General features: G+C 45.5%; 21 protein-coding genes and 1 tRNA gene. 21 read left to right on the top strand and 1 reads right to left on the bottom strand.

The genetic code is table 11. The annotated features are described in order from the left end of the window. The first annotated feature begins 19 nt into the window (after positions 1-19). The 4 genes from HMPREF9469_RS25405 to HMPREF9469_RS25390 all read left to right on the top strand — a co-directional run bounded on the left by HMPREF9469_RS25405 (position 20) and on the right by HMPREF9469_RS25390 (position 15,600). Positions 20-12,271, top strand: coding sequence for a class B sortase (locus HMPREF9469_RS25405; RefSeq protein ID WP_007868915.1), 12,252 nt, complete (start codon positions 20-22; stop codon positions 12,269-12,271). Between the two features lie 97 nt (positions 12,272-12,368). After that, the gene (locus HMPREF9469_RS25400; protein WP_085952487.1) at positions 12,369-13,730 is read left to right on the top strand and encodes an MATE family efflux transporter; all 1,362 of its coding nucleotides are present in this window, start codon (positions 12,369-12,371) and stop codon (positions 13,728-13,730) included. A gap of 139 nt (positions 13,731-13,869) precedes the next feature. After that, on the top strand, positions 13,870-14,562 hold the full coding sequence (locus HMPREF9469_RS25395) for an iron-sulfur cluster assembly scaffold protein (protein WP_007868910.1): 693 nt from the start codon (positions 13,870-13,872) through the stop codon (positions 14,560-14,562). Between the two features lie 27 nt (positions 14,563-14,589). After that, entirely contained in the window at positions 14,590-15,600 is a 1,011-nt protein-coding gene (locus HMPREF9469_RS25390; RefSeq protein WP_007868909.1) for a GGGtGRT protein, read from the top strand. Positions 15,601-15,722: 122 nt separating this feature from the next. On the opposite strand, the gene HMPREF9469_RS25385 is transcribed toward HMPREF9469_RS25390, so the two are convergent. Continuing rightward, positions 15,723-16,973 (bottom strand): tyrosine-type recombinase/integrase, encoded by a 1,251-nt coding sequence (locus HMPREF9469_RS25385; protein WP_006781060.1) that lies wholly within the window; start codon positions 16,971-16,973, stop codon positions 15,723-15,725. A 131-nt stretch (positions 16,974-17,104) separates the two neighbouring features. Between HMPREF9469_RS25385 and HMPREF9469_RS33925 the strand changes: the two genes are divergently transcribed. The 17 genes from HMPREF9469_RS33925 (at position 17,105) to HMPREF9469_RS25305 (ending at position 24,970) form a co-directional block, all read left to right on the top strand. After that, positions 17,105-17,422, top strand: a complete 318-nt coding sequence (locus tag HMPREF9469_RS33925; RefSeq protein WP_081034798.1) for a DUF6431 domain-containing protein — start codon at positions 17,105-17,107, stop codon at positions 17,420-17,422. Positions 17,423-18,010: 588 nt separating this feature from the next. Beyond that, positions 18,011-18,262, top strand: a complete 252-nt coding sequence (locus HMPREF9469_RS25375; protein WP_006781058.1) for a hypothetical protein — start codon at positions 18,011-18,013, stop codon at positions 18,260-18,262. 1 nt (position 18,263) lies between these two features. Then, positions 18,264-18,683 carry a hypothetical protein gene (locus HMPREF9469_RS25370; protein ID WP_007868904.1) on the top strand — a complete coding sequence of 140 codons (420 nt, stop codon included), beginning with the start codon at positions 18,264-18,266 and terminating at the stop codon, positions 18,681-18,683. Between the two features lies 1 nt (position 18,684). Then, complete coding sequence (locus HMPREF9469_RS25365) at positions 18,685-18,894, top strand: hypothetical protein (RefSeq protein WP_007868901.1); 210 nt, start codon at positions 18,685-18,687, stop codon at positions 18,892-18,894. 32 nt (positions 18,895-18,926) lie between these two features. Continuing rightward, positions 18,927-19,157 (top strand): hypothetical protein, encoded by a 231-nt coding sequence (locus HMPREF9469_RS25360; RefSeq protein WP_007868878.1) that lies wholly within the window; start codon positions 18,927-18,929, stop codon positions 19,155-19,157. A 143-nt stretch (positions 19,158-19,300) separates the two neighbouring features. Next, positions 19,301-19,525 (top strand): hypothetical protein, encoded by a 225-nt coding sequence (locus HMPREF9469_RS25355; RefSeq protein ID WP_007868875.1) that lies wholly within the window; start codon positions 19,301-19,303, stop codon positions 19,523-19,525. Positions 19,526-19,573: 48 nt separating this feature from the next. After that, on the top strand, positions 19,574-20,041 hold the full coding sequence (locus HMPREF9469_RS25350) for a hypothetical protein (protein WP_007868874.1): 468 nt from the start codon (positions 19,574-19,576) through the stop codon (positions 20,039-20,041). A 180-nt stretch (positions 20,042-20,221) separates the two neighbouring features. Beyond that, positions 20,222-20,536 carry a hypothetical protein gene (locus HMPREF9469_RS25345; RefSeq protein ID WP_007868872.1) on the top strand — a complete coding sequence of 105 codons (315 nt, stop codon included), beginning with the start codon at positions 20,222-20,224 and terminating at the stop codon, positions 20,534-20,536. 465 nt (positions 20,537-21,001) lie between these two features. Further along, positions 21,002-21,136, top strand: coding sequence for a hypothetical protein (locus tag HMPREF9469_RS33395; RefSeq protein ID WP_007868868.1), 135 nt, complete (start codon positions 21,002-21,004; stop codon positions 21,134-21,136). 78 nt (positions 21,137-21,214) lie between these two features. After that, positions 21,215-21,433: a hypothetical protein gene (locus tag HMPREF9469_RS25335; protein WP_007868866.1), complete on the top strand. Its 219-nt coding sequence runs from the start codon at positions 21,215-21,217 to the stop codon at positions 21,431-21,433. A 63-nt stretch (positions 21,434-21,496) separates the two neighbouring features. Beyond that, a tRNA-OTHER gene (locus HMPREF9469_RS25330) sits at positions 21,497-21,567 on the top strand. 54 nt (positions 21,568-21,621) lie between these two features. After that, positions 21,622-21,939 (top strand): hypothetical protein, encoded by a 318-nt coding sequence (locus tag HMPREF9469_RS25325; protein WP_007868857.1) that lies wholly within the window; start codon positions 21,622-21,624, stop codon positions 21,937-21,939. A 22-nt stretch (positions 21,940-21,961) separates the two neighbouring features. Then, a complete protein-coding gene (locus HMPREF9469_RS25320; RefSeq protein ID WP_007868853.1) occupies positions 21,962-22,741 on the top strand; it encodes a DUF6353 family protein in 780 nt (259 codons plus the stop codon). A gap of 46 nt (positions 22,742-22,787) precedes the next feature. Next, positions 22,788-22,958: a hypothetical protein gene (locus tag HMPREF9469_RS32530; protein ID WP_007868851.1), complete on the top strand. Its 171-nt coding sequence runs from the start codon at positions 22,788-22,790 to the stop codon at positions 22,956-22,958. A 36-nt stretch (positions 22,959-22,994) separates the two neighbouring features. Further along, on the top strand, positions 22,995-23,285 hold the full coding sequence (locus HMPREF9469_RS25315; protein WP_007868850.1) for a hypothetical protein: 291 nt from the start codon (positions 22,995-22,997) through the stop codon (positions 23,283-23,285). A 33-nt stretch (positions 23,286-23,318) separates the two neighbouring features. Then, positions 23,319-24,197 (top strand): DUF6273 domain-containing protein, encoded by an 879-nt coding sequence (locus HMPREF9469_RS25310; protein ID WP_007868848.1) that lies wholly within the window; start codon positions 23,319-23,321, stop codon positions 24,195-24,197. After that, complete coding sequence (locus HMPREF9469_RS25305; protein ID WP_007868846.1) at positions 24,197-24,970, top strand: DUF6353 family protein; 774 nt, start codon at positions 24,197-24,199, stop codon at positions 24,968-24,970. Before HMPREF9469_RS25310 ends, HMPREF9469_RS25305 begins: the two co-directional genes overlap by 1 nt. Positions 24,971-24,981: the final 11 nt, after the last annotated feature.

The following is a 24,981-nucleotide window of genomic DNA, read 5'->3' as shown; positions in this document are numbered from 1 at the left end:
TTTATCGGAGGAAAATAACATGAGATCACCAAAAAGATTCAAACGCCCTACAGCACTTATTCTGGCTGTATTGTTATTAATCGTGTTTATGGATCATTCTTCATTCGCTGAGAATACAGTAAATTTAATAAGAAGGAAAAATATTTTTCAGGGTCATACCATATATTTATTTGGGCAAAAACATAATGAAATGGGATTTTATCAAATATTAGGTACGGATCCGCCTAATCCAACATTTTGTCTTCAGCCGGGAAAGAGAATGCCTAATGGCAGCGCGGCTCCTTACGAAAAATATATTGTTTCAAAGGGAGAAACAATACCGGGAGTTGGTCCTGCTGATAAATTCCTGCCTGTTACCTGTGCATATAACTGGATCTTCTATTATACAGACCGAACCAATATACCGTATGCTGTTGTACAGACTTATATTTGGGGATGTATGGCGGGATATTCAGATGATTGGGATACTCAGGAACAGGCCATGCAACAATTAGTCCCAATTTTGGGCAGCGGTGTAATGAGATACTATGAAGATATGAAGCAATTTGTTATTTCTGAAGAGGAAAGATATAGTTCATCTGCTGTTTTACCAAGTTGGAACGGGACTCAGCAAAAGATGATACTAAATAACGGGGGATATTTTCTTACATTGGATATAAGCGCATATCCCGTTATCCGAGAAGCAAGTTGGGTATTTCCTGATTCTAATTGGTCATATAGTTTAGATGGGGATGGGAGGAGTATCACATTTAATTATAATGGTGCCGCAGAACCAAAAGGCGTTATACGGTCATCTGAACTGCCGGGAACAGATGTTCAATATCATGCTGAGATATTCTCACCGCCTGGCTTTCAGTATCAAGTTGGCCGCTTTGAGGATGAACATATACCAGCGGTAATCCAGTTTGAGATAGTATCTTTAGAGCCAGGAGCATCTGAAAGCGGGCAACTAGAACTATACCGCCACAAAGAAACCTTCCAAAGCGATTACAACATAAGCCTTGAAAAATACTGTGCTGAAACCAACCAACCATTGGAGGGCACTACATTCAATGTTTGGGAAGACTTTGATTTTTCCCAGGTTAATGAAGATGAATACAAGGAAGGGGAACCGGAGGGAATCACGGGTGAGGTTTATCTGAATTGTATGTCCCCGGAGCCGCACACTGAGTATATTTGCAGTACCATTACTACAGATACCAACGGACAGGCCAGGCACAGCGACACAAGGTACTACCATTACAATAAAACGTATTGTATGGGGCATCCTGCGCCGGATTGGATCCAGTGTGACCACGAAGGTGAAGGAGGAGAAGGGGAAGCGGAAGAAGCAGAGGAATGCAGTTGTGATGAAGAAAATGAACGGCTGCGCCGGCAGTGGATGGCTGAACAGGAACTGTGCATTGCCACATGTGATTTTCATGTGCAGAACGATGATGAAGATGATCATGGTCAGGATACAACTGCGATGGAGAACATGTTAGAGGACAGGGATATAACATATGAAAACTTTATTCATTTGGAATACAGTTACCATCTGCAGGAAAAAACAGCCCGCACCGGTTATATTCTCCATGGCAGACACAATGATGATAAAGAGATAGAGCGTGTAATACTTGCATCAGCACAGGCAGGAGGCAGCGCAAGAGCGGGAGATCATAAAAGCCGCAGTGTGATCGGAACTCTGTTTGATCCAGTGTATACAGTTCTGTCAGAGATCAATGTGCGGAAAGGATATACGTATCCTCTTCCGGAGGGACATGATCTGGAATTAAATGAACGGCGCAGTATACTCAGCATCAAAAAGGAAAAAGAGGAAAAACAGATTAAGGCACCTGTGGAAAGCACGGCAGAAATCAGTCAGGAATCCCTGCCCTCTGAATCTGAAAGGATGGAAGCTGATGACACTGAAAGTGAAGGTTCAGACAACCATGAGTCTGAGAATGACAGCAGCGATAACAAAGGGATGGAAGAGGACGGAATCAAAAATCCTGAAGACAATGAATCAGGAAGTGCGGATTCAGAGATCATCCGACCTGACCACGATGGAACAGAAAGCGGAAAGGACGAGACTGAATCTCCTGAAACCAGCGATTCCGAAAAACAAAACTCAGAAACCAATGATCCAGAAACCAATGATTCAGAAACCAATGATCCGCCAGACAATGGCTCAGCGAATGAAAGCCAGGAAGACGAGCCAAATAACGGCCGTCAGCCTGAGGCGGCCTCTGCGTATCTAATGTCATCTATTACAGCTTCTGCCAGGCCTCACCATCGGACCATCCTTTTTTCTCCCCACGCCACGGGAAGTAATGCATCTAAACAAAATGACAATATGACACAGGCGGCTGACAAAGATCAGGAAGCAGATGGCTACGAAGTATATGAATACACAAGAAATCCAATCCATCCATCTTTTGAAGCAGACATCACCTTTAGGGAAGACCAAAAGGAACAGCCTGGGGAAGGCAGCGGGATTGTCCGTTTCTTTGCCTCCTTTTTTACAGACAATGAAGACAACAGCATAACAGCGTTTCTGCCGGACTTTATTGACGACAGCCTGGACCCCTTGGATCCTTCCGGATATGGAAATCCCGGAGAGATCCTGTATGTGTTTAAGATCTGGAATCACCGGACAGAAGGGCGTATTCATATCAATAAACGGGATTTAGAATTGTACCGGACTGACGGGGAGGGAAGCTATGGCCTGGCCCAGGGGGATGGAACCTTAGAGGGGGCTGTATACGGCCTGTTCGCAGCCCAGGACCTGATCCATCCGGATGGAAAATCCCATATCATATATAACCTGAATGACCTGGTGGCAGTAGCTGCAACAGATAAGAACGGCGATGCCTCATTCCTGGTATTTACGGAGAAGCCGGGAACAAGCCTGGATTTGGACGGGAACTTAAAATCCCCTGACAATGCCACGGGCCAGGAGAGTTTATACAATGGTTCTTCCATCACTTCCTCGCCGGAGGGATTTGGAACCATTACATACCCGGATAATGCAGCGGTTAATGGAAACCAGTGGATCGGCCGGCCCCTTCTTTTGGGAAATTACTACATCAGGGAACTGAGCCGGTCCGAAGGATATGAGTTGTCGGTGAGCGGTATTTCCCTGACAGAAAGCAACCGCACCCAGGAAGGAACCACCACAATAAGGGAAGCAGGACAGGCCTGGGTGGCAGGAGGACTGTCAGACTATAATAATATGGATGCGGATGGTTCCTGGAATGATTTTATCATAGAAAATTATAAGACGGAAAATGGCTTTGATATCCTGGTCAGCGGATATCCGCTGGGAACGGAGTTTTATAAAGTTGACACTGAAAAACAAACAGAAAATGTGAAGGTGGTCACGGGAAGCTCCCTGCAGCCCAAATTGGACGAGAATGGGAATCCTGTCTATCAGAAAGCAAAGGGAGGGGAGTATAAAACAGACGCAAACGGCAATCCCATGATAAAAGAGGAAACGGGCGGTAATTCAGAGGAAGGCGTACCGTTTGGGGAAACCTTCTGTTACCGTTTCCGGACAGCCCCCTATCCCGGCGGCGGCGCGGTGCCGGAAGATATGAGCAAATGGGGACAGACAATAGATGAAAATTATCTGTCTGAGCAGGTCAATACCATGTTGGATCAGATGGGGTATAAGACTGCCCCTGGAACTTCCGCATGGGCTGATATACGGCTGGCGGGATCCACCAATGCCCAGGCAGCCGCCGAGATGTTGGATTGGTATACGGACCATAGCTTTTACGACTGCGGACAGGTGGAGTACATCTACCAAAAGAACGGGGATTATTATGCCAGGCTTTTATACAATTACTCAGCTGTAAGCGATCCCTACCCGGCAGTGTATGATTCCTCCACCCAGAAGCTTCATGTCCGCAAGACAGCGGATTTGGAAGGAGGGCCGGCCGATGAGGTAGAATACTGGATTGAATATCTCAAAGGGGAGTACAATTTAAAAAGTAAAACCGTATCGGTCCGCGAAAAGCGGGAAATTGGGGAACCGGTTGCCTACGGGGATGATCTTACCGCATTGATCCGGACTGCTTACCAGCCGGTTTATGAAACTTATGAAAAAGGGGAAGTGCTTCTGGACCGCGTGGGAAACCCGATCCCGGTGATGGACCGGATCGTAACATATGAGGGCAGGGAGGAGGTTTGTGAATATGAAAAACTGATTCCGACCAGGGCCGATTATCAAACAGCTTCCGGCACCTATGTGATCCACGAGGAAAACAACACTGATTGGAGCCACACCGGTTTGGCGGTAAAAACCACGTACCGTGCAGTGACAACCAGGAAAACCATTGATTATGAAGGTATGGAAATGCCTTTTAACCAGTACCTGACTGACGTGGCGGGGGCCGGTGTCAGTGTATGCGTGTCCGTTCCGGCCATGGATGAGGGCAGCTATATGGTGACTCAGACCCTGGCCTACCCGGGGCAGAATCAGCCTTTTCAGGACGGAGGTACGGGGGAGAGGCCGGTGCAGGTTCTGGAGCGCGCCATCAAACAGTCCATTAAGATCACAAAGGATATATCCCAGGCATCCTATGAGGGTGTGAATACATATGGTTCCCTGCACAATGATCCTGCCACCGTGCTTCTGGGACTATTTAACCATGGAAATGCCTCTCAGGGCGCCAAGGTACTGAACCAGTTTAAGTTTAAGGCATACCTTAAAAGCAATCTGGAGAACATTTTCGTGGACGAAAGGGGAAGGATCATCTCAGAAGATATAGGGATCCAGGGATATAAGGGAGATGTCCAGAAAATATATCTGCCTCCAAAAGATGGCCACGGCACCAGGCTCCTGGAGACAAAAGAGGATGGAACATACCATTACGCCAAATTTTTTGACGCCATGTATGGGGCCGGGCAGAAGAAAGGAGATACATACCCGGCCCAGGCAGTAAAACAGTTTGCCATTGACTATTACGACATCCAAGGATATAAGGAGGAGATCCTGGCAGCAGAACCGGACCTAAACAGTGATAAGGCGTACGAAATGGCCCTTAAAAAGGCAGAGGCTCAGGCAGCAGACTATCTGGATATTTTTATCGGGCTGGATGACCGTCTTGCAATTGCCTGGGATAAAGACCCGGGGGGCGGGGCGGATGGGGATAAGACCACCCTGCAGTGCAACACCAAAAATGGGAAGGATGATTATTATAATCATTCCATCATGCTTGCGTACGGCACCTATGTCATAGCGGAGCAGACGCCCTCTGATATTGGGAAGGAACTGGCAAACCGTCATTTTAATAAGGACTATCCCAAGGAGATAACATTGCCGTTTGTACCCTATATGGGACAGGATGAAAATACAGGGGAAACAGAGGTGAACTACCAGACAGGAGATCCCTACTACCGTTTTAATTCTATGGACACCCCTGAGGACCTGATCAGGAAGTATAGTATCCGCTTTAACGAGGAATCACATATCATTCAGGCACATGGCCAGGATGGCGACTTTGAGGTATTCAAGTATGGACTGGATAAAGATATTCGCCCGGGGCACAGCCTGACCGAGGCGCAACCTCATGAGCCGGAATATATGGAGGGAAAGAATGCATCTGTGAAAGCCTACTATCCTGGATACACCTCACAGAGCGAGGATGCAGGTTGGCTGGACAAGGTGGCCTACCATGGATATGAGACGGAGAGCGGTCAGACGGAGATAAGGGATCACGTATCCGTTATGACCGGAGTGCAGACTGCCATAGACGGAAAGTTTGCCCCCATGCTGGTCCCCTGGACCGTGCTGGCGCCTGCCGCAGACCGTGTAAATCCGGATACGGGAGATGTGGAGACGCTCATACCGTCCGGCAGCGGATCGGATTTTAACTTTGTGGCATTTGCCCAGGAGGATTTTGAGGATACATATTATCGTACCCGGATCCGGATTGAAAAGCTGGATGGGGAGACAGGTGAAAACATAATACATGATGGGGCCTTGTTTAAACTGTATGCGGCAAAACGTGATGTGGCTAAGAACGGGACCGGCGCGGTTGCCGGGACCGGGGATGTATTGTTTGGAAAAGCGGTTGACTGGGAAGGAAATCCGGTAAAAGATGCGGATGGAAACCATATACTTTATCCAAGAGTGGGGCAGAGCAATGCTGACAATGACGACCTGCCGATCCGTCTGGACCGGGAAGGGATCCCGCAGTATGATGAAACCCAGCTGGTCAAGCAGGAGGATAGGGAGGGAAATGAGACCGGGATCTTTAGGGCATATTCCACTGTCCGGGAAATGACCATAGATGGACAGGCACAAAAAGTACCGGTGGGATACATTGTAACATATAAACCATTGGGCGCAGGCGCGTATGTCCTGGTGGAGATCCAGGCGCCGGAAGGATATACGAAAAGCCGTCCGGCGGCATTTGAGATTTATGGGGATGATGTGATCTACTACAGCGAGCAGAGAAATACGGACGGAACCACCAAAGGGTGGGAACCGGAACCCGCTGTAAGGTATCAATACGCTGTTCCTGTACCAGGGGAAAGTGATATGTTCCGGACTGAAACAGTGAGCCGGATAAACGTGCAGGATTATCCTTCCAGAATTGAGATACGCAAAGTGGAGGACGGTGATTCCATGACAGGCAACCAGAACGGACTTCAAAGGACAGATAATCAGGGGATAACAGAATCCAGCGGAGGATTTGATGGAGATATCACGGTGAACGATACCGGAGACCTGCTGACGTATAAAGTCCGCGGACGAAAGGAAAAGCTGGAGGAGCGGGGAGATGTAAGGGACATCACCTATGATCCTGAGACAATGGATTGGTACGGCAATGTAACCAAAGCCCTGGACGTATACTCTGAGCATATAGTTGAGGGGAGTGAAAAATCCCTGAAGGCTATGAAGGGGGTAAAACTGCTCTATGAATGGGATGGGACTTTTACCGGCAGAGGAATCCGGTTTGATATACCGGTATCCGGGGCCAGGTTGTCCTTATATAAGGCGGCGGAGCTTGAGCGGACAGGGGAACATACATACAAAGGCGTCACTGTATTGTGGGAGAAGGGGAAAGTAAGAAAGATCACGGACACCAATACAGGAACCCATAAGGAGATTCGTGTCACAGGTCAGGACAGCGGTCAGGCGGCGCTGGATGTATGGGATGCTGTTTGGGTGGAAAATGAACCGGTCCATTTATATTTTTACGACCTAGATACTGTGGATACCCGGAAAGACCCGGATACCGGTGAACTGCTGGTCCTGGATAAGCGGGGCAATCCACTGTGTTATGCGGATGCAGGAACAGGCATGGCATATGTATATGATGATTACGGACGTATCCTTGCCTATACCGTGGACAGCCAGGGGGACAAGGAACTGATAAGATCCATTCAGGTGCTGGATGACGGTACGGGTCAGACCATTTATGAGAATAAGACGGACAAGGATGATGAAAATGCCCTGCCCATCTATTATGTTGACGGAGCGGTGGTGACAAAGGATGAATCCTGGGTGACGGATGACAGCACAGACCCCCACGGAGTCCCGGAAGGGCAGGGGGCCGTGCATGCCATTACCCGTCTTCCTTTTGGCGCATATATCCTACAGGAGGAAACAGTGCCCTACAGCCAGGGTTATATCCAGGCAAGGCATATGGGGATCATACTCCGGGACACGGAGGAGGTCCAAACGTATTTTATGCAGAATGAATTTACTAAAACTGCATTTGCCAAAATAGATGTGCGGACTCAAAAAGAAATCCAGGGCGCATTCTTGACATTATATCAGGCCCAGCTGGACAGCAGCGGGAATCCGGTGAAGGGGGAGGATGGGATCTACAAAAAGGGCAGCGTATATGCAGCCTGGATCAGCGGATACCAGTATGGTGATGACGGTAATATCAAGCCGGATCCCCAAGGACAGCCGATCCCGTCTGTACAGCCCCATTGGATCGACCATATTCCCACAGGATCATATGTGCTGGAGGAAACAATCTGTCCTTACGAACAGGGATATGTCCGGTCAGCATCAGTCAATATTGATATAGAGGAAACCGGGAATGTACAGAGCTTTGAGATGGAGGATGATTTTACTTCCATTGAAATACGTAAGTATGATACGGAAAACAGTGATGTGATCTATGAGGACAGTGAGGCATGGCTGACCTTGTACCATGCAAAGCTGGACGAGCATGGACAGCCCTCTGTTTTGGATGGAATCCCGCAGTACGATGAGGACGGCAGGATATTCACCTTCCGCGCAGCGACCTACAAGGACGGGCAGGAGGTGGCCGCAACCGGGCGGGTGGTGTCTGACGCAGGCGGAAGCCATCCTATCATGAAATATGATTATGAGTTCAGACACATCCCGGGCACCTTCCAGGGCCGCTGTTATTATACGGAACATGGAACCACTCGTCTGGAATATCTGCCTCCCGGTGCCTATGTACTGACAGAGTCAGCAACCCCAAAAGGATATGCCACATCAGATCCGGTCCTAATGACCGTGGAGGAAAAAGGACATTTAGAAGAAATCCAGTACGGGGAAATGGGTGACATTCCACTGACGCTTGAAGTTTCAAAGGTACACATAACCGGAGGCAAAGAGGTGAACGGGGCAAGTCTTGCCATTTACCAGGCGGATGGAGAGGGAAATCCGGCCGGATCTCCCCTGGTGATTCATCAGCCTGCTGAGGATGGAGGATATGAGGACGTCACAGTGGAATGGATCAGCGGCCTGGATGGCAGGTATGGGGTGGAGGACCAGGAATGTGGAGCTATCCCGGACGGATTTAAGCTCGGAGATTTAAAACCCCATCTTATAAAATACATACCCGAGGGGAATTATATCCTGAGGGAAGTGACAACGCCCTATGGATTCCTGCAGTCCGTGGATATCCCATTTTCCATTGTGGACACCAAAGTCCTGCAAAAAGTGGAAATGACAGATGAGATCCCGGATGGGATCCTTAAAATAACCAAGAGCGATACAGACGACCCCGGCCAAAAGCTGGAGGGGGCCCAGTTCCAGCTGGTGAACAAGACATTGAATCAAATTTGTGAAAAGATAACCACAGATTCCATGGGGACGGCGCAGTTTGCACCCCAGCCGATTGGAACCATGGATCCCAATGGAAATTTCCAGTCCTATACATATGTATGCGAAGAAATAAAAGCAGCAGAAGGCCATATGATGACCTTGAAACCATATGAATTCCAGTTTGAATACAAAAATGAACTGACAGACCTGATCATAGCAGAATACAATCCTACCAATGATTCCAATCGGGTGATCACTGAAAAACTGCTAGGAGATACCGGGGAACTGCTGGCAGGAGTTACGCTGCGGATTGAACAGTGGGCAGATGAAAACAGGGAAGAAACAGGGAATACAGAGAGTTTTACCTGGATACCGGTGGATGAATGGATAACCGGCAAGCAGGGCCATTGCACGAAGAACCTGTCTGCAGGAAAATACCGCCTTATAGAGATAAAGGCTGCGGACGGATTTAAACTTCTGGCAAAGCCTATTGAATTTACGGTTACAGATGGGTTGGAGGAGGTCCCGCGGCTGATCATGCGCAACTATTCGACCATTGTAGAAGTCCAAAAGACAAAAGCAGGAACGGACACTCTGCTGGCAGGAGCCAGGCTTCAGCTGATCCAAACCGAGAATGACCGGATAATCAGGGAGTGGACCTCGGAGGAAGAAAGCGGCCAGATATTTTATGGGCTGGATCCGGGGATTTACAGGATTCACGAGGTGCAGGCGCCATCCGGCTACAAAAAGGCGCAGGATCAGGAGATCACAGTGGAAGACAGCCATCAGTCCGTACAGGTATTCCGCTTTGAAAACAGGGCCGCCTCCTCCTCCGGCGGCGGGGAGAAGCCTGGCCTGATGACTGAATACATTCTCTTTAAAAAAGTAAATGCCCTTGGAGCGGCTCTTAAGGGAGCTGAATTTACCTTTTATGACCAACGGGGAAATGTAATAGGAACCTCAGTCAGCGATGATACGGGGAGAGTACGGATTAAGAAACCAAAAGACGGAACCTATACCTTTAAGGAAACAAAGGCTCCTGCAGGTTATGCCCTGAACCAGGACATTTACAGTTTTACGGTCAGCGGTCCGGACATTATCCGTGGGATATATGAGATCATAAATCAGGAAATGAAGGTGGTCATCACAAAACTGGACGGAACTACGGGACAGCCCCTTAGCGGTGCCCGGCTGTGCATGAAACGGGCGCATGTGCCAATGGAATCCGTGTATGAAGGAGAGACAGGAGAGGACGGAACACTTCTATTCCGGCCGGATCTCCCAGGCACATATACCATCCAGGAGATCACTCCGCCCCAGGAATATGCGGTGGATGATACGGTATATGAATTTACTGTGGAGGAGAATGGGGATATAAGGGGAAATACAACTGTTTACAACTGGAAAAAGGAACTTCCCCAGAAACGGATCGGCAGGATCACAGCCGTATATAAGGTGGACCAGAGATTTGGAAAAGGTACGTTTCATTTCGGCACAGGATTCAAGCATAAGATCCAGACAGGGGACGATCTGCCGGTCCTGGCCGTGTCGGTTACAGCTGTTCTGTGTATGGCCGGATTCATTTTCAGCATAAGAAGGGATGGAATAAGAAAATGGACCATTAAGAAAAAAGCAGCAGTGGTTATCCTGTTTTTAATTACAATTGCAGCCGTATTTCCAAGTATGGTCATGGCTGCCCCCAAGAACGATAATGGAGGGATAGGCCATGACGGAAAGGAAACCATCTATGTTTCGGGTGAGATCATATATGACGGAATGGAGGGAAAAGACCCCGTGCCCCAGGCTGCCTGGATATGGGCCTATGATGCACAGACGGGGATAGGAAAAAAGGTTCTGCTTCCCCTGGCAGAATGCCATTTTTCCAATGAGCGCTGGGTGGAAGACCTTTACCTGGATGTGACGGTGACGGATTATGGGGCGGATGGTTATCTGATGGGGGATGTACTGTTGGGGGATGTACTGTTGGGGGATGTACTGCTGGATGGTGGATTCCTAGGGGCCGGACCAGAGAGCGATGACCCGCCAGGAAATGAATATGGGAATCTGCTTGCAGAATATGAAAAAATCCTTCTATCCCAGACCGGATTGCCGGAGGAATCATATAAGATTGACCGGATCCGGTGGAAAGGAGAACCATATGAAAAGAATGGAGTGATGTACAGGGATTTGACTGTCAGGGGAAGAAAGCTGGTAGCAGACTGCAATGCTTCATATAGCGGAGAGGTAAACCGAAGTGTGTTTCTTGATCATAATGATATCAGGCAGCAGGAAAACCATGAGGGCCGGACCGGAGTTTTATGGGCAGGCGGTGACAGTGAAGCATCCGGTTCCGGGAAAATAAAAGAATGTTCTGCGCTTCTTGCTCTTGTTGTGCTTGCTGCCTCTGCAGCGGCTTTTAAGATGAAAACAGGGGCCGGCCGCATTTCAGGGGTAGTACCGGCTCTGTTTCTGGCAGGTTTTATCATCAGTGGAGGATGGCTTGCAAAAACCATGGCAGTATACGCCAACGGAAGGGATTATTATGAATCCGTGCGCCGGATCGCATATAAAAACGAAAAGGGCTGTGAAGCAATGCCAAAGGAGATGCAGAGGGTGACACAGGAGAAGGTACGAGAGGAAATTCAGGGAGAGGCGCAGGAGGCTGTGCCTGACATTGATGAGCCTGCTTTGCTCAGGATTAATCCGGACTATCGATTCTGGCTCTCCATTCCTGGAACTGCAATTGGATATCCGGTGGTACAGCATGAGAATAACCAGTATTACCTGACTCATCAGTTTAACCGGGAGGAGCATATAGCGGGCAGCATTTTCGCGGACAGCACCACAGTCCCTTTGACGGCAAATCATACCATCCTCTACGGCCATAACATGAAGGATGGGTCCATGTTTGCAGGATTAAAACAATATAGGGACAAATCATTTTTTCAGCAAAACCCTTTTATCAGAATATTTTATAATGGCAGATGGAGGGAGTGCCCCGTCTTTTCCTGCCAGATCCGCAGTGAAAATGATGCGGGCGCCTACAGGACAAACCTTCTGAAAGAGGAATGGACAGAGTATTTAGAGGAAATGCGGCAGGCCTCCATCTATGATACAGGTGTGATTCCGGGAGGGGAAGACCGGGTCATCACACTGTCCACCTGTGTGAACGGAAATCAGCGTCTGATCCTCCAGGCTGTCTTCCAGGTGGATGAAAGCCGGTCACCAGATCACTTAAAGACATGAGTCTTCCATATTGCATATAAAGTCGAAAGATAGTATAGTAATAGAAGTTTTATATCCAATGAGAATTATATATGGCATGCTAATATTAAAGTGACAGGTGAAATTTGTGAAGAAGAATATTGATTTATTACATGGAAAGATCCTCAGATCCCTGACCGGGCTGGCACTCCCCATAATGGCCACGTCCCTGGTGCAGACAGCCTATAACCTGACGGATATGGCCTGGATCGGTATGGTGGGCAGCGATGCAGTTGCGGCAGTGGGGGCAGCCGCCATGTATACATGGCTGTCCTCCGGTGTGGTTACGCTGGCCAGGATGGGGGGACAGGTAAAGTCTGCCCATGCGCATGGTGAGGGAAATCTTGCGGAAGCGGTGCAGTACGGCAAAGGCGCTCTGCAGCTGGCATTGGGCCTGGCAATCGCATATGGGGTGCTGACCAATATGCTGGCCGGTCCTCTGATCGGGTTTTTCCATCTCAATTCACCCATGGTGGTGGAGAACGCAATTTTATATCTCAGGATCGCATGCGGTCTTATTGTGTTTGCTTTTATCGGGCAGACCTTGACCGGACTGTATACGGCATCCGGCAACAGCAGGACGCCATTTATTGCAAACTGCATTGGAATGGGAGCCAACATAGTGCTGGATCCGCTTCTGATTTTTGGCCTGGGACCCGTCCCTGGCTTGGGAGTGGCTGGCGCTGCCATAGCAACGGTTTCCGCCCAGTTTATTGTGGCCCTGGTGCTTGTCCTGGCCATGAGAAGGGATCCGGTGCTGGCAGCCCAGATGCGCATATGGAACCCCACTCCCCTTTCCAATATTAAAACCATGATAAGGATCGGATTTCCTTCCTCGGTTCAGAGTATGCTGTACTGCGGCATTTCCATGGTCCTGACCCGCTTTGTCACTTCCTGGGGGGATACTGCGGTAGCCGTCCAGAGGGTAGGAGGGCAGATTGAGTCCATTTCATGGATGACGGCAGACGGCTTCGGGTCTGCCATCAATGCGTTTGTGGGGCAGAACTATGGGGCAGGAAACCTAAAGCGGGTGAAAAAGGGATATATGACAGCCGCAGGCATCATGTTTGTCTGGGGCATCTTTACCACCTGTCTGCTGATTTTGGGTGCTGTACCAATCTTCAGCCTGTTTATCCATGAAGCGGAAGTGATTCCTGCGGGAGCGGATTATCTGCGCATTATCGGATTTTCGGAAATGTTCATGTGTGTGGAACTGATGACTGTTGGCGCCATGTCCGGTATGGGAAAGACCATGGAGGCATCCGTCATAACCATTATCTTTACCGCTGCCCGTATTCCGCTGGCCATACTTCTGGGCGGTACAGCCATGGGACTGAATGGGATCTGGTGGGCGCTGACGATTTCCAGCATTGTAAAGGGGATCATTTTCTTTACTGTTTTCATACGAATGATGAGGAAATGGGACAGTCATATTGCATAAAACCAGGGCGGCCGGAAATAAAAAAATCTGCTTGTAAAATGTCGGATTTTGTGAGAGAATAGAACCAAGTATGATGTGATAAATTTAACGAATGGGCACTGTACTTGATCAAATTCATTTTTGAAAGGAGTTTTAACACATGATTTATTCACATGAAGTAGAAGAGATGTGCACAGTTGCACAGGGCGTTCATCATGGCGCTGCTCCAATTCCGGAAGAAGCAAAATGGGTAAAATCAAAAGAAGTAAAAGACATTTCCGGCCTTACCCACGGTGTGGGCTGGTGTGCTCCTCAGCAGGGTGCCTGCAAACTGACACTGAATGTAAAAGAAGGTATTATCCAGGAGGCGCTGGTAGAGACCATCGGATGTTCAGGAATGACCCACTCCGCAGCTATGGCAGCAGAGATCCTGCCGGGCCGTACTGTTTTAGAGGCTTTAAATACAGACTTGGTATGTGACGCGATCAATACCGCTATGAGAGAACTGTTCCTTCAGATCGTTTACGGAAGAACACAGAGTGCTTTCTCTGAGGATGGACTTCCTGTAGGCGCTGGTCTGGAAGACTTAGGAAAGGGCCTTCGTTCTCAGGTTGGTACTATGTACGGAACACTGAAGAAAGGTCCCCGCTATTTGGAGATGGCTGAAGGTTATGTAACCGGTATTGCACTGGATGCAGACGATCAGATCATTGGTTATCAGTTCGTAAGCCTTGGCAAGATGACTGATTTCATCAAGAAGGGTGATGATCCTAACACAGCATGGGAGAAAGCAAAAGGCCAGTACGGCCGCGTTGCTGACGCTGTTAAGATTATCGATCCACGTAAAGAATGATGAAGACCGAATAGGAGGAATAAGAAGATGGCATTATTTGAATCATATGAGAGAAGAATTGACAAAATCAATTCTGTGTTAAACAGCTATGGCATTGCTTCCATTGAAGAAGCTGAGAAGATTACCAAAGATGCAGGCCTGGACGTTTATGATCAGGTTAAGAAGATCCAGCCAATCTGCTTTGAGAATGCTTGCTGGGCATACATAGTAGGTGCTGCAATTGCTATTAAGAAGGACTGCAGAAAGGCTGCTGACGCTGCAGCGGCAATCGGCGAGGGCCTTCAGTCATTCTGTATCCCAGGTTCTGTTGCTGACCAGCGTAAGGTTGGTTTAGGCCATGGAAACTTAGGAAAAATGCTTCTGGAAGAAAACACTGACTGTTTCTGTTTTCTGGCAGGCCATGAGTCCTTTGCAGCAGCGGAGGGCGCCATTGGTATCGCTGAAAAGGCAAACAAGGTACGTCAGAAACCACTGCGCGTGATTCTGAACGGCTTAGGCAAGGACGCTGCGCAGGTTATTTCCAGAATCAACGGATTTACATATGTTGAGACCGAGATGGATTACTACTCAGGCGAAGTAAAAGAGCTGTGGAGAAAGTCCTACTCTGAGGGATTAAGAGCAAAGGTTAACTGCTACGGCGCTAACGATGTAACAGAGGGCGTTGCGATCATGTGGAAGGAAGGCGTTGACGTTTCCATTACCGGTAACTCCACCAACCCAACCAGATTCCAGCATCCAGTTGCGGGAACCTACAAGAAGGAATGTGTAGAGAAGGGCAAGAAGTACTTCTCCGTAGCATCCGGCGGCGGTACAGGCCGTACTCTGCATCCAGACAACATGGCAGCTGGCCCTGCATCCTACGGTATGACCGATACCATGGGACGTATGCACTCCGATGCACAGTTTGCAGGCTCATCTTCCGTACCTGCTCACGTTGAGATGATGGGCCTGATCGGCGCAGGCAACAACCCAATGGTTGGTATGACTGTGGCGATTGCGGTTAGCATTGAGGAAGCGGCAAAGGCTGGGAAATTCTAAGAAATCCAGTAAAATTAAGGATTTAAGATGTTGTTAAAAGTAGAAAAAAGTAGGGAAATGTATGTAACTCATACATTATCCCTACACTACTTCTACACCCATATTCCTACACTAAAAACAAGCTATTTTATTTTTTCTATATCTTCTCTCAGCCATTCCAAATCGCGGACAGTATAAGTAGATTCTGTTATGTCTTGTATGGTATGTCCAACCATTTCTTTAAGTGCATACTCATCCATACCGGATTTTTTCCCCATCGTAACAAAGGTTGTTCGTGGATCATGAGGTCTATGATTCGGGTTTAGATTCAATTGACTAATCACTTTTTCAAAACGATTAGCGTATTTGTCGTACGTTACAGACCAGGAACCGGAATGTGTCTGTCCTTTATCATTAAAAAGATATTCACTATTGATAGAAATTGCAAATTTATAATTACGTTCAACGAATTTTAGGATTCTTGGATGAATAGGAACTATCCGTTGCTTCCCTGCTTCTGTCTTCATTCCAGCTTGCATATACCTTTTTTCTAAATTGACCTCGTCCAACCGTAAGGTAGCGAGTTCTTGCGGGCGCCAACCCATATAACATTGAATGAGAATCCAATCAGCAAATTTTACATTATCAACATTTTGCCACAAAACTTTCATTTCATCATCGGTAAATGGAAAGTGTTTTTTCTTGTTTTTCTCTATTTCAACAATAATGTCTCCAGAAATTTCAAATGTTCTTGCATAATTCATAGGAACGATTTCATACTCAAGAGCGTAGTCAAACATAGTATTAAATAAAGATTTTATTCTGGATTTTGTACTTGGCGATGGATGGATTTTTTCTCCTTTCTTTTTTCCTCTCGTTTCGATTCGAAATCCCTCTTCCATACATCCTTTAATGTGTCGAGCCCTAACATCTTTTGCGCGCATATCGTATATGGAAGAACAATATGTCCATGCGGAATTTACAGAACGTATATAAGTATCAGATGCATCTTTTAAGTATTCACTGAGCCATTTTTCATACAGTTCCTTTATCGTAATATCTGGTTCCAGATCATACGGGTTTTTATTGTATTCCACCAGGGCCGTATATGCATCATTGTACGTTGGAAAATATGACTCCGGTTTTAATGGTTTACATATTGGACGTCCGGTGGATGTCTTTCCAACTGTGACCATAGCTCGAAAGGGGTTCCTGAGATTCCGATTTTTGATTTCGCTTATCTGTCCGAAACCGTTAGGAAGTCGCCTTCGCTTGTTATTTTTGCTTCGAGGCTTTCGTTGTTTGATATCGGGTTGTAGCGGATAGCCACAATGCGGGCAGAAAGTAGCTTTATCGCTAACCTGTAGATCACACTCGGGGCATTTTATCAACATTCTCAATACCTCCTTAAATATTTTATAAATCGAGATTTTTGTGCGGCAAGGTTGATTTATCATTAGTAATCATATATGATAGTGTAGGAATTGTCAACTCCTACACTTAAACTTTTTAAAGGGATGGATATATGGTTAGCAATGAGGAATTAACCTGCCGGAATTGCGGAGTAAGGTTAAAGAGGTACGATAATGTATTGAGAATTGTTCGGACTAAAGGAAGAAAAACTTCATGGGTAAAAGTAAATCGGTTTCGTTGTCCTTCCTGCGGACAGATACGCAGAGAATTGCCGGATTATATTTCCCCTTATAAGCAGTACGAAGCCGAAGTGATTCGTGGCGTACTAGAGGGATTCATTACCTGCGAGACATATGGATATGAAGATTATCCATGCGAGATGACGATGGCTCGATGGAAGAATTCGCAAGAATTACAACTCCTTTTGTGAAAGACAAAATCGAAAGGAGATTCAGGATGTCAAAAGAGGAAAAGCACTTACAAACTAAGATTCGTATATTCGAGGATATGCTTTTACGATGTAAGAATTTTGGTCAGGCAGAAGCGATTCAAATTGAATTGACAAGAATGAGAGCAAAACTACAAAAATTGTATTTCAAGAGAATGGAGTCCTAACAAGGGCTCTTTCTTTTTTATCGTTTGGAGAACTATTTTTAAAGGGATGGGGAGAATGGTTAAAAATCAAAAGAAGCCGTTGGTGGCGGCTTCTCGTGATGAATTACTTTGTGTAGCATTGCCTGTAATTCATAGGCTTTTTGGTGTCTTTATTCTTCAGAAGGAAAACCAGGTACTCGGGTAAAAGTTTGGATTCCTCTTTCGGCTTAAAGCACTTAGAATAAGAGACGTACTGCTTTTTGACCAATGACCATCACCTCCATCCCTTTAAAAATAGTTCTCCTTTCGATACTTTACATTCTAACTGTGGTTTTTCATTCAGTCAATGTAAATAGCCACCGAGGTTGTTTTAACAAATTGCGGTTCTTATCCTAGAATAGCCGTTGAAAGGAGGTAACAGCCAATGGAAGAAATTATATTTGCGCCGGGGTCTGTTCCGGTAGCGGTCGTTGCCAGGGTGTATGGGAAAGATGCTTCCTGGGTTCGAGCCGGTATCATATCCGGATGGCTTCCTATTGGAAAGGCTACTAGAAACGGAAAGTTGATTACCAACATTGAAGAGATGAATTCGAAGTATGGACGCATTAACTTTTATATTTCTCCGAAGCGGCTCTGGGAAGAAACCGGATATTTATGGAAAGGAGAGAAGCGTTAATATGGGAACAACGATTCGCCCGGAATTATCTGAGAAAAATCCATATTGGATTGAACGTCATCGCTACTATGAACTGAAGCATTTCTGTTTACAGTATCCGATATGGAAGAAAGCATACGCCGCCCTGGATGGGCTTAGCCGGCGGCCTTCTGATATGGAAGTATTTTCAAAGAACGGGGTGGTTGGCGATCCGACTGCTCGATGTGCAGAAGCTCGATCTCACTATTTAGAGCGTATGAAGACGGTCGAGCAAGCGGCGATTGCGACAGATGCAGAGTTATCCACTTACATTTTAAAAGGAGTAACCGAGGGATGGTCCTACGATATATTGAAAGCTAGGTTAAATATTCCATGCTGCAAGGATGTTTATTACAACTTGTACAGACGATTCTTCTGGTTACTGAATAAAGTGAGGGATTGAAATGAAGATTGTAGACATAGCAGTCAAAAAAGTCTATCGCTTCAACTGTCCGAATTGTCAAAGTCGATTGGAGGCGGACAGCAAAGAGGTGGTGGATATCGGAGGAAAGGTGTGTAAATTCCATTGCCCCGTGTGTCGGAAAGAGCGATATATTGCCTGGTCCGACATGAGAAAGAAGATCGTGTATGAGGGCGAAGGAACGCAGAAATAACATCTCCTATTGTGAAAGGAGAGTGACACATAATGGAAGAACTTATGAAAATCAACGCGAAAATTAGAAAACAACAAATTGGTAGACTGTTTGCGGCTGGGGTATGTGCGTGTTGCGGTATTGGATTGTTAGCGAGTTATAGCTACCAAAAAGGTATCACGGCGTGCCAAAAATCAATAGCAAAGTTTTACCCAGATGAGTATGAATCTTTAACAGCGAAGGTTTTAGAAACATTTGAACGGGAAGGGGTTACTAAATTTTAAGAGATTGAGCCAGCAATGGCTCTTTCTTTTTTATCCTAGGTTAAAACACAGTACCAAGGTATCCGAAAGACATGCTATGTTGATATTTGAAAAAATCCCGGGTGGGAAATCTGGAAAAAGGTTTTTGAAAGGAAGAACAAAATATGGAGCTGGTTATTTGCATTATCGTTGGTATTGTTATCGGAATTGTCTTCGGACGACAGGTATTCCGAAGGGATGTCGTTGGTTCGCTGCGGGTTGATCAATCCGATCCGGACAGCGGACCTTATTTGTTTTTGGAGCTGTCCCATAAGGGAGCGGATGCGATATATAAGAAAAGATATGTAGTCTTGAAAGTCAACATCAAAAATTATATTTCGCACGAATAACAAGTCCTTTTATGGAGCAGTTAATGAATTCACGAAAGGAGAACTAAAATGAGTGAAAACATCAAAGAATTGTTGAATGAGGAGATAGCAGCGGAAATTCAAGCAATATCTTCTCTGGATTCGGGTAGCGAAGAGAAATCAAAGGCTATAGAGGATCTGGCAAAACTCTACCGTTTGAGAATCGAGGAAACCAAAAGTGAGCTGGACGCAGAGGATAAGCGAAGCCGGCGTACGTTGGAAAGTGAAGCAAATGTCCGGGAGAATGAGATTAAGAAATCTCAGTTGGACGAACAGATCAAAGCCGACGTACAGGATGAGCAGTATAAGCGTTCTCAGCTTGACGAGCAAGTGAAGGATCGATATTTCAAACTGGGGATTGCAGCGGCAGAACTTCTCATACCGATAATGTTCTATGGTATCTGGATGCGGAAAGGATTCAAGTTTGAAGAAACGGGAACCTATACCTCAACAACATTCAGAGGATTATTCAATCGTTTTAGACCGACAAAGAAATAATTAACCGGTCAGAAATGAGGAGGGCGTGATTTACACATGTCCTCTTCGTTTTTGCGTGATTTTTACAGACGCTATTATGGAAAGGAGATGCTACAAAGAGCTCTTTGTCTCTTGACCGTACACCGGAAGAAACCGTACAATAATAGCGGTTCTTTCGAAAAACGAAAGGAGATAATATTTATGAGCTACAAAATTATCAAACCCGAAGGTATTGAATTGATTGAGTACCTGAATAACGGATATGCGATTTGCAATCGGTGTGGAGCCGTCATGAGGCAAACAGAAGATCCGAAGACTGGATGCGGAATTTATATCTGTCCATCGTGTGGATTAAAGGTGGACGAAGAGGATTACGAGTATGAGTCCGATGAAGAAGTAGAATGGACGGAAGAAATGCTCGATATGGAACAAGGAGATATTCCGCCAGCCGGATGCAGAGCCTGCGGAGGACCATATCCGTATTGCAAAACGTCATGTAAGCTATTTGATGACTAAAAATATTATTAAGAGAAGGTCTATGCTTCGGCATAGGCTTTTTCTTTTTGGAGAATAAATGATGCGATACCATTATGAAAAACCGAACATCTATTTGTCGATGTACGGAAAAGTATATTTTTGTGACCATCCAGTCTATCATTGCTGCACGCTGTTCCAAATCGGAGAAAAGGGACTGGCAGTTATTCAGCAGAGATTTGACGAGAAAACAAAGAGTACCTGGTGGGGAGACGTGGACCCATGGATTACGGATGATTTATATTTGCATCCTCGTTTTAAAGAATACTTTGATACACATTCCGGAATGGCTACGGACGGGCTTTATCCCACTGTGACACTTCGTCAGATTATGTGGGCTTTAAAAATGAAGCCGATTAAGAGGGAACGATGGGAGACTGTTTTTGACAGGAGAAATATTTAGTCCGCTAAAATTACATCTCCTATTGTGAAAGGAGAGTGACTTTTATGATTAAAATAACGTATAAGCGATCAGGAGTCGAGGATTATCGAGAGTTTAGAAACAAAGAAGAATTCGAAGATTGGCTTGATCGCCAGAAGAAAATTGAAGAGATCACCATTATCAATAAGAGCGAGTCCTAACAAGGACTCTTTCTTTTTGCGTGATTTTTACAGCTTCTCTTATGGAAACCGATAGATCTTGAGAGGAGGAAGAGGAGTATGGACGAAATGAAAATCAACTCAAAATTTACACGGATGTTGCTTTCGAAATTAGCAAAAGGGGTATTACATAAAAAGCTTGGATATAACGTAGATATCCAGTTAAACGAGTTGAATGCTTCGATTTCAGATGAGAAAGCGCACGTACATGTGAGTATTGATGCAGATATGAGTAAAGAAGAACTCATGAAAATTCTGAAGAAAATCGGTTTAAATTAAGAGGATTGAGCCAGCAATGGCTCTTTCTTTTTACTTCGCAAAATTTACAATTCTTATTATGGAGAAACAGTTAGCTCATTGGCAGAGCGCCACACTTCCGTGGAGGTAATCGGTTCGAGTCCGATACTGGTTCTCTTTTATTTTTTTATCAATCAAGAAAGGGGGATTTTAAGAAGGTGGTCAGAAATTTGAGTTTGGACGAATTGGCGTTGATTCTATGTGATATGTACGAAATGGACGAATGGTTGCCAAATCCGGTATTCGACAAGAAAGAGTTCACTAGGGTGAGCAATACATTGTGGGCGATTGGAGAATTTCGAAATTATGTAGCCGATCATATTTTTCCCCAGACCAAAACGTCCATAAAAAATTTAGAAGCGATGGCTCGATCATTTATAGAAAAAATGGATGACTTTGCTTCTATGAATCAACAGAACAGTTCTATATTTACCACCGCTAAGATGGTTGGAGAAAATATTCAAGATCTGTTATATGCCATGGAATAGGATAAAACGAAAGGAGAATATTATGCAAAAAGTTAAAATCTTGAAAAGAGTCGGGCGTCAATTATATCGCTCATCTCCGACAATTTTAACGGTAGTAGCTTCTATTGGAGTCATTGCAACAACCATTACGGCTGTTCAGGCAACCCCTAAAGCAATAAAATTGTTGAAAGAGGCAGAGCTGGAGAAGGGCGAAAATCTAACTAAATTAGAAATCGTCCGAGTAGCGGGGCCGACTTATATTCCTTCTGTACTGCTGGGAGTTTCAACTATTGCTTGTATCTTTGGAGCGAATGCATTAAATCAAAAGAAACAGGCTTCTTTGATGAGTGCATACGTTATGCTCAATGAATCCTATAAGCAATATCGGAAGTCAGCCAAGACAGTTTACGGAGAGGATGCGGATGATAAAATCCATGCGGAAATGGCGAAAGATGCCATGGTGTCTTCCTACGACTGGGGTTATCAGGTTTACAACATGGACATGGATTCTGAAAGTGAACGGTTGCTTTTCTATGATCTTGCCTCAAAGAAGTATTTTAGAACCACAATGGCAGCGGTGTTAAACGCCCAATATCATGTAAATCGGAATCTTTCCATTAAAGGCGATTGTTCATTAAATGAATACTTGTCATTTTTAGGTGTCGAAGGCATAGACGGAGGCGATGAACTCGGATGGGATATCAGCTATATGGTAGAAGAAATGGATTGCTATTGGTTGGATTTTGATAATTACAAATCAACGTTGGAAGATAGCTTGGAGTGCATCATTATAGACACGATGGCGGTCAACAAATTTGAATGATTCGCAAAAATTACAGACCGTATTATGAAAAGGAGGCTAATGCTTTATGAAAAACAAAAATTTTATCAAAGCCATTGGGATTGCAGTTACGGCGATCGGATTTGGAGTAAGTATTCTTACCGATTGGGTAAACGAAAAGAAAATGGATGAGAAAATTGAAGAAAAGGTAAACGAGGCACTTGCCAAAAAAGATGATGAAAACGAAGAGGAGTCCTAACAAGGGCTCTTTCTTTTTAGTTTGGAGCAAGTGCTGATGAATGATGAGGCTATTCAAAAAATCATGAATTATACGAATATGCATCTGTTTGAACCGGGAGAAAATTGGCCTAAATCAGCCATTATGGAACGTTCGTATGAACGGTGGGCGGTTGACGAGATTCTACTGGCCATTATGGATCATCCGATGACAGAAGCCGATTTAGTGATAGAAGGGTTTATATTGAAAATGGAGCTTTTTCTTTACCTGTCGGAAAATCCAGCAAATAACCACATATTTCAAGTTGCAGAAAATACGGCCGAGACACTTCTCGGTCTTATTTTATAACCACAAATTTTATATTTCGAAAGGAGAAGCATTATGAAGGTATTAAGAAAACAGGAAATCGAAACAGCCAACATTCAGGTAGGAGATCAGATAGTCATTCCGCTGGCAGAGCTTGGAGAGTTTACCGCGACCGCTCACAAGGTTACGGACGAGGGCGTCATGTTTATATTTGACGAATATGTTACCTGCCGGCCGATGAATAACTGCTCTACAAACAAAGGTGGTTTTGAAAAGTCCGATCTGAAGAAGTGGATGGATACAGTTCTGTTTATGGCGTTCCCAGAAGAGTTGCGTGATAAGATTTACGGACTTACTATTCCAACCGTTGGACAGATTGTTGGTCATGAGGACGAATGGGATAACAAGAATCTGGAACCAGATAGCGATGAACAGCTTCCTTTGATGAAAGAGTGCAAGAATCGAATTGCTTGTTTTGAAGATCAGCTTACGTGGGGATGGCTGAGAAATGCTACAAAAGAGGAGTTTTCTTCGGCTGCTTTCGCTGGTGTGAACTACTATGGCAATCCGAGCTACGGCGGCGCTTCGTACTCTGATGGGGTTCGTCCGGAATTCTGGTTGGTTAAGCAGGAATCTAGGGGCCCTGTGCCCCGTAGATCTGGCCGTTATCCTTGGGGCTTTGATGCTGGTTCAGAAGACATTCTGCATTATTGTCAGAATGATGTAATGGTTACAAAAGAAGCAGTGTTAAAGATGGAAATTTGGAATAAAGAAAACGAGATTGATACTCTGAGAAAGGAAATTGAGAAGTTAGAAAAATATAAGCAGTACGATAAAGCAACAGCGGAAACCAAAGTAATTATGGACAGCTTTGTTCGTGCTGGCTTTACTGAGAATCAGGCTCTTGACATGGTTAAAACGATATTCAGTGTGATATTTGGAGGAATGAGATAATGAAGAAATCGAACATATCAAAAGTTTTGTCGTCAGTTCGAACATCCATGGCGAAGCACAGCCCTGAAATTCTTACCGGAATTGGTATTGCTGGTATGATCACAACGACTGTCATGGCGGTCCGGGCAACGCCGAAAGCGCTGATTCTCATTGAAGATAGAAAAGAGGAGATTGGAGCCGAGGAGCTTGAAGTCGCAGATGTGGTAAAAACAACTTGGTTCTGTTATATTCCGGCAGTGATTACGGGAACCCTCTCCATTGCATGTTTAATTGGAGCCAGCTCAGTAAACGCTAAACGGAATGCAGCACTCGCAACGGCATATACCTTATCGGAATCCGCTCTCAAGGACTATCAGGGAAAAGTCGTTGAGATGTTCGGAGAGAAGAAGCACGAAACTGTGAAAGATGCTATTGCAAAGGATAAAATCGAGAAAAATCCAGTGGTAACAAGAGAGATAATCATTACAGAAAAGGGAAATACGCTCTGCTATGACGCGATTTCTGGCAGATATTTTAAAGGCGATATCGACAAAATTAAGAAAGCGGAATGTGAATTAAATCGTCGGATGCGCGATGAGATGTATGTATCCTTAAATGATTTCTACTACGAAGTCGGTCTGGATAATATCAAAATCGGCGATGAGTTGGGATGGAATATTGATAATGGGTATATTGATCTATCATTTAGTTCTCAATTGACCAGCGATGGAACTCCCTGCCTGGTGATTGATTACAGTATTGCTCCGAGATACAATTTCAGTGAGCTGATGTGACGCGCGAAAAA

The sequence above is a fragment of the [Clostridium] citroniae WAL-17108 genome (assembly GCF_000233455.1).
In the GTDB taxonomy this organism is placed as follows: Bacteria; Bacillota; Clostridia; order Lachnospirales; family Lachnospiraceae; genus Enterocloster; species Enterocloster citroniae.
Note: the sequence above shows the minus strand (reverse complement) of the source record. Positions and strands in the feature narration are given on the sequence as shown.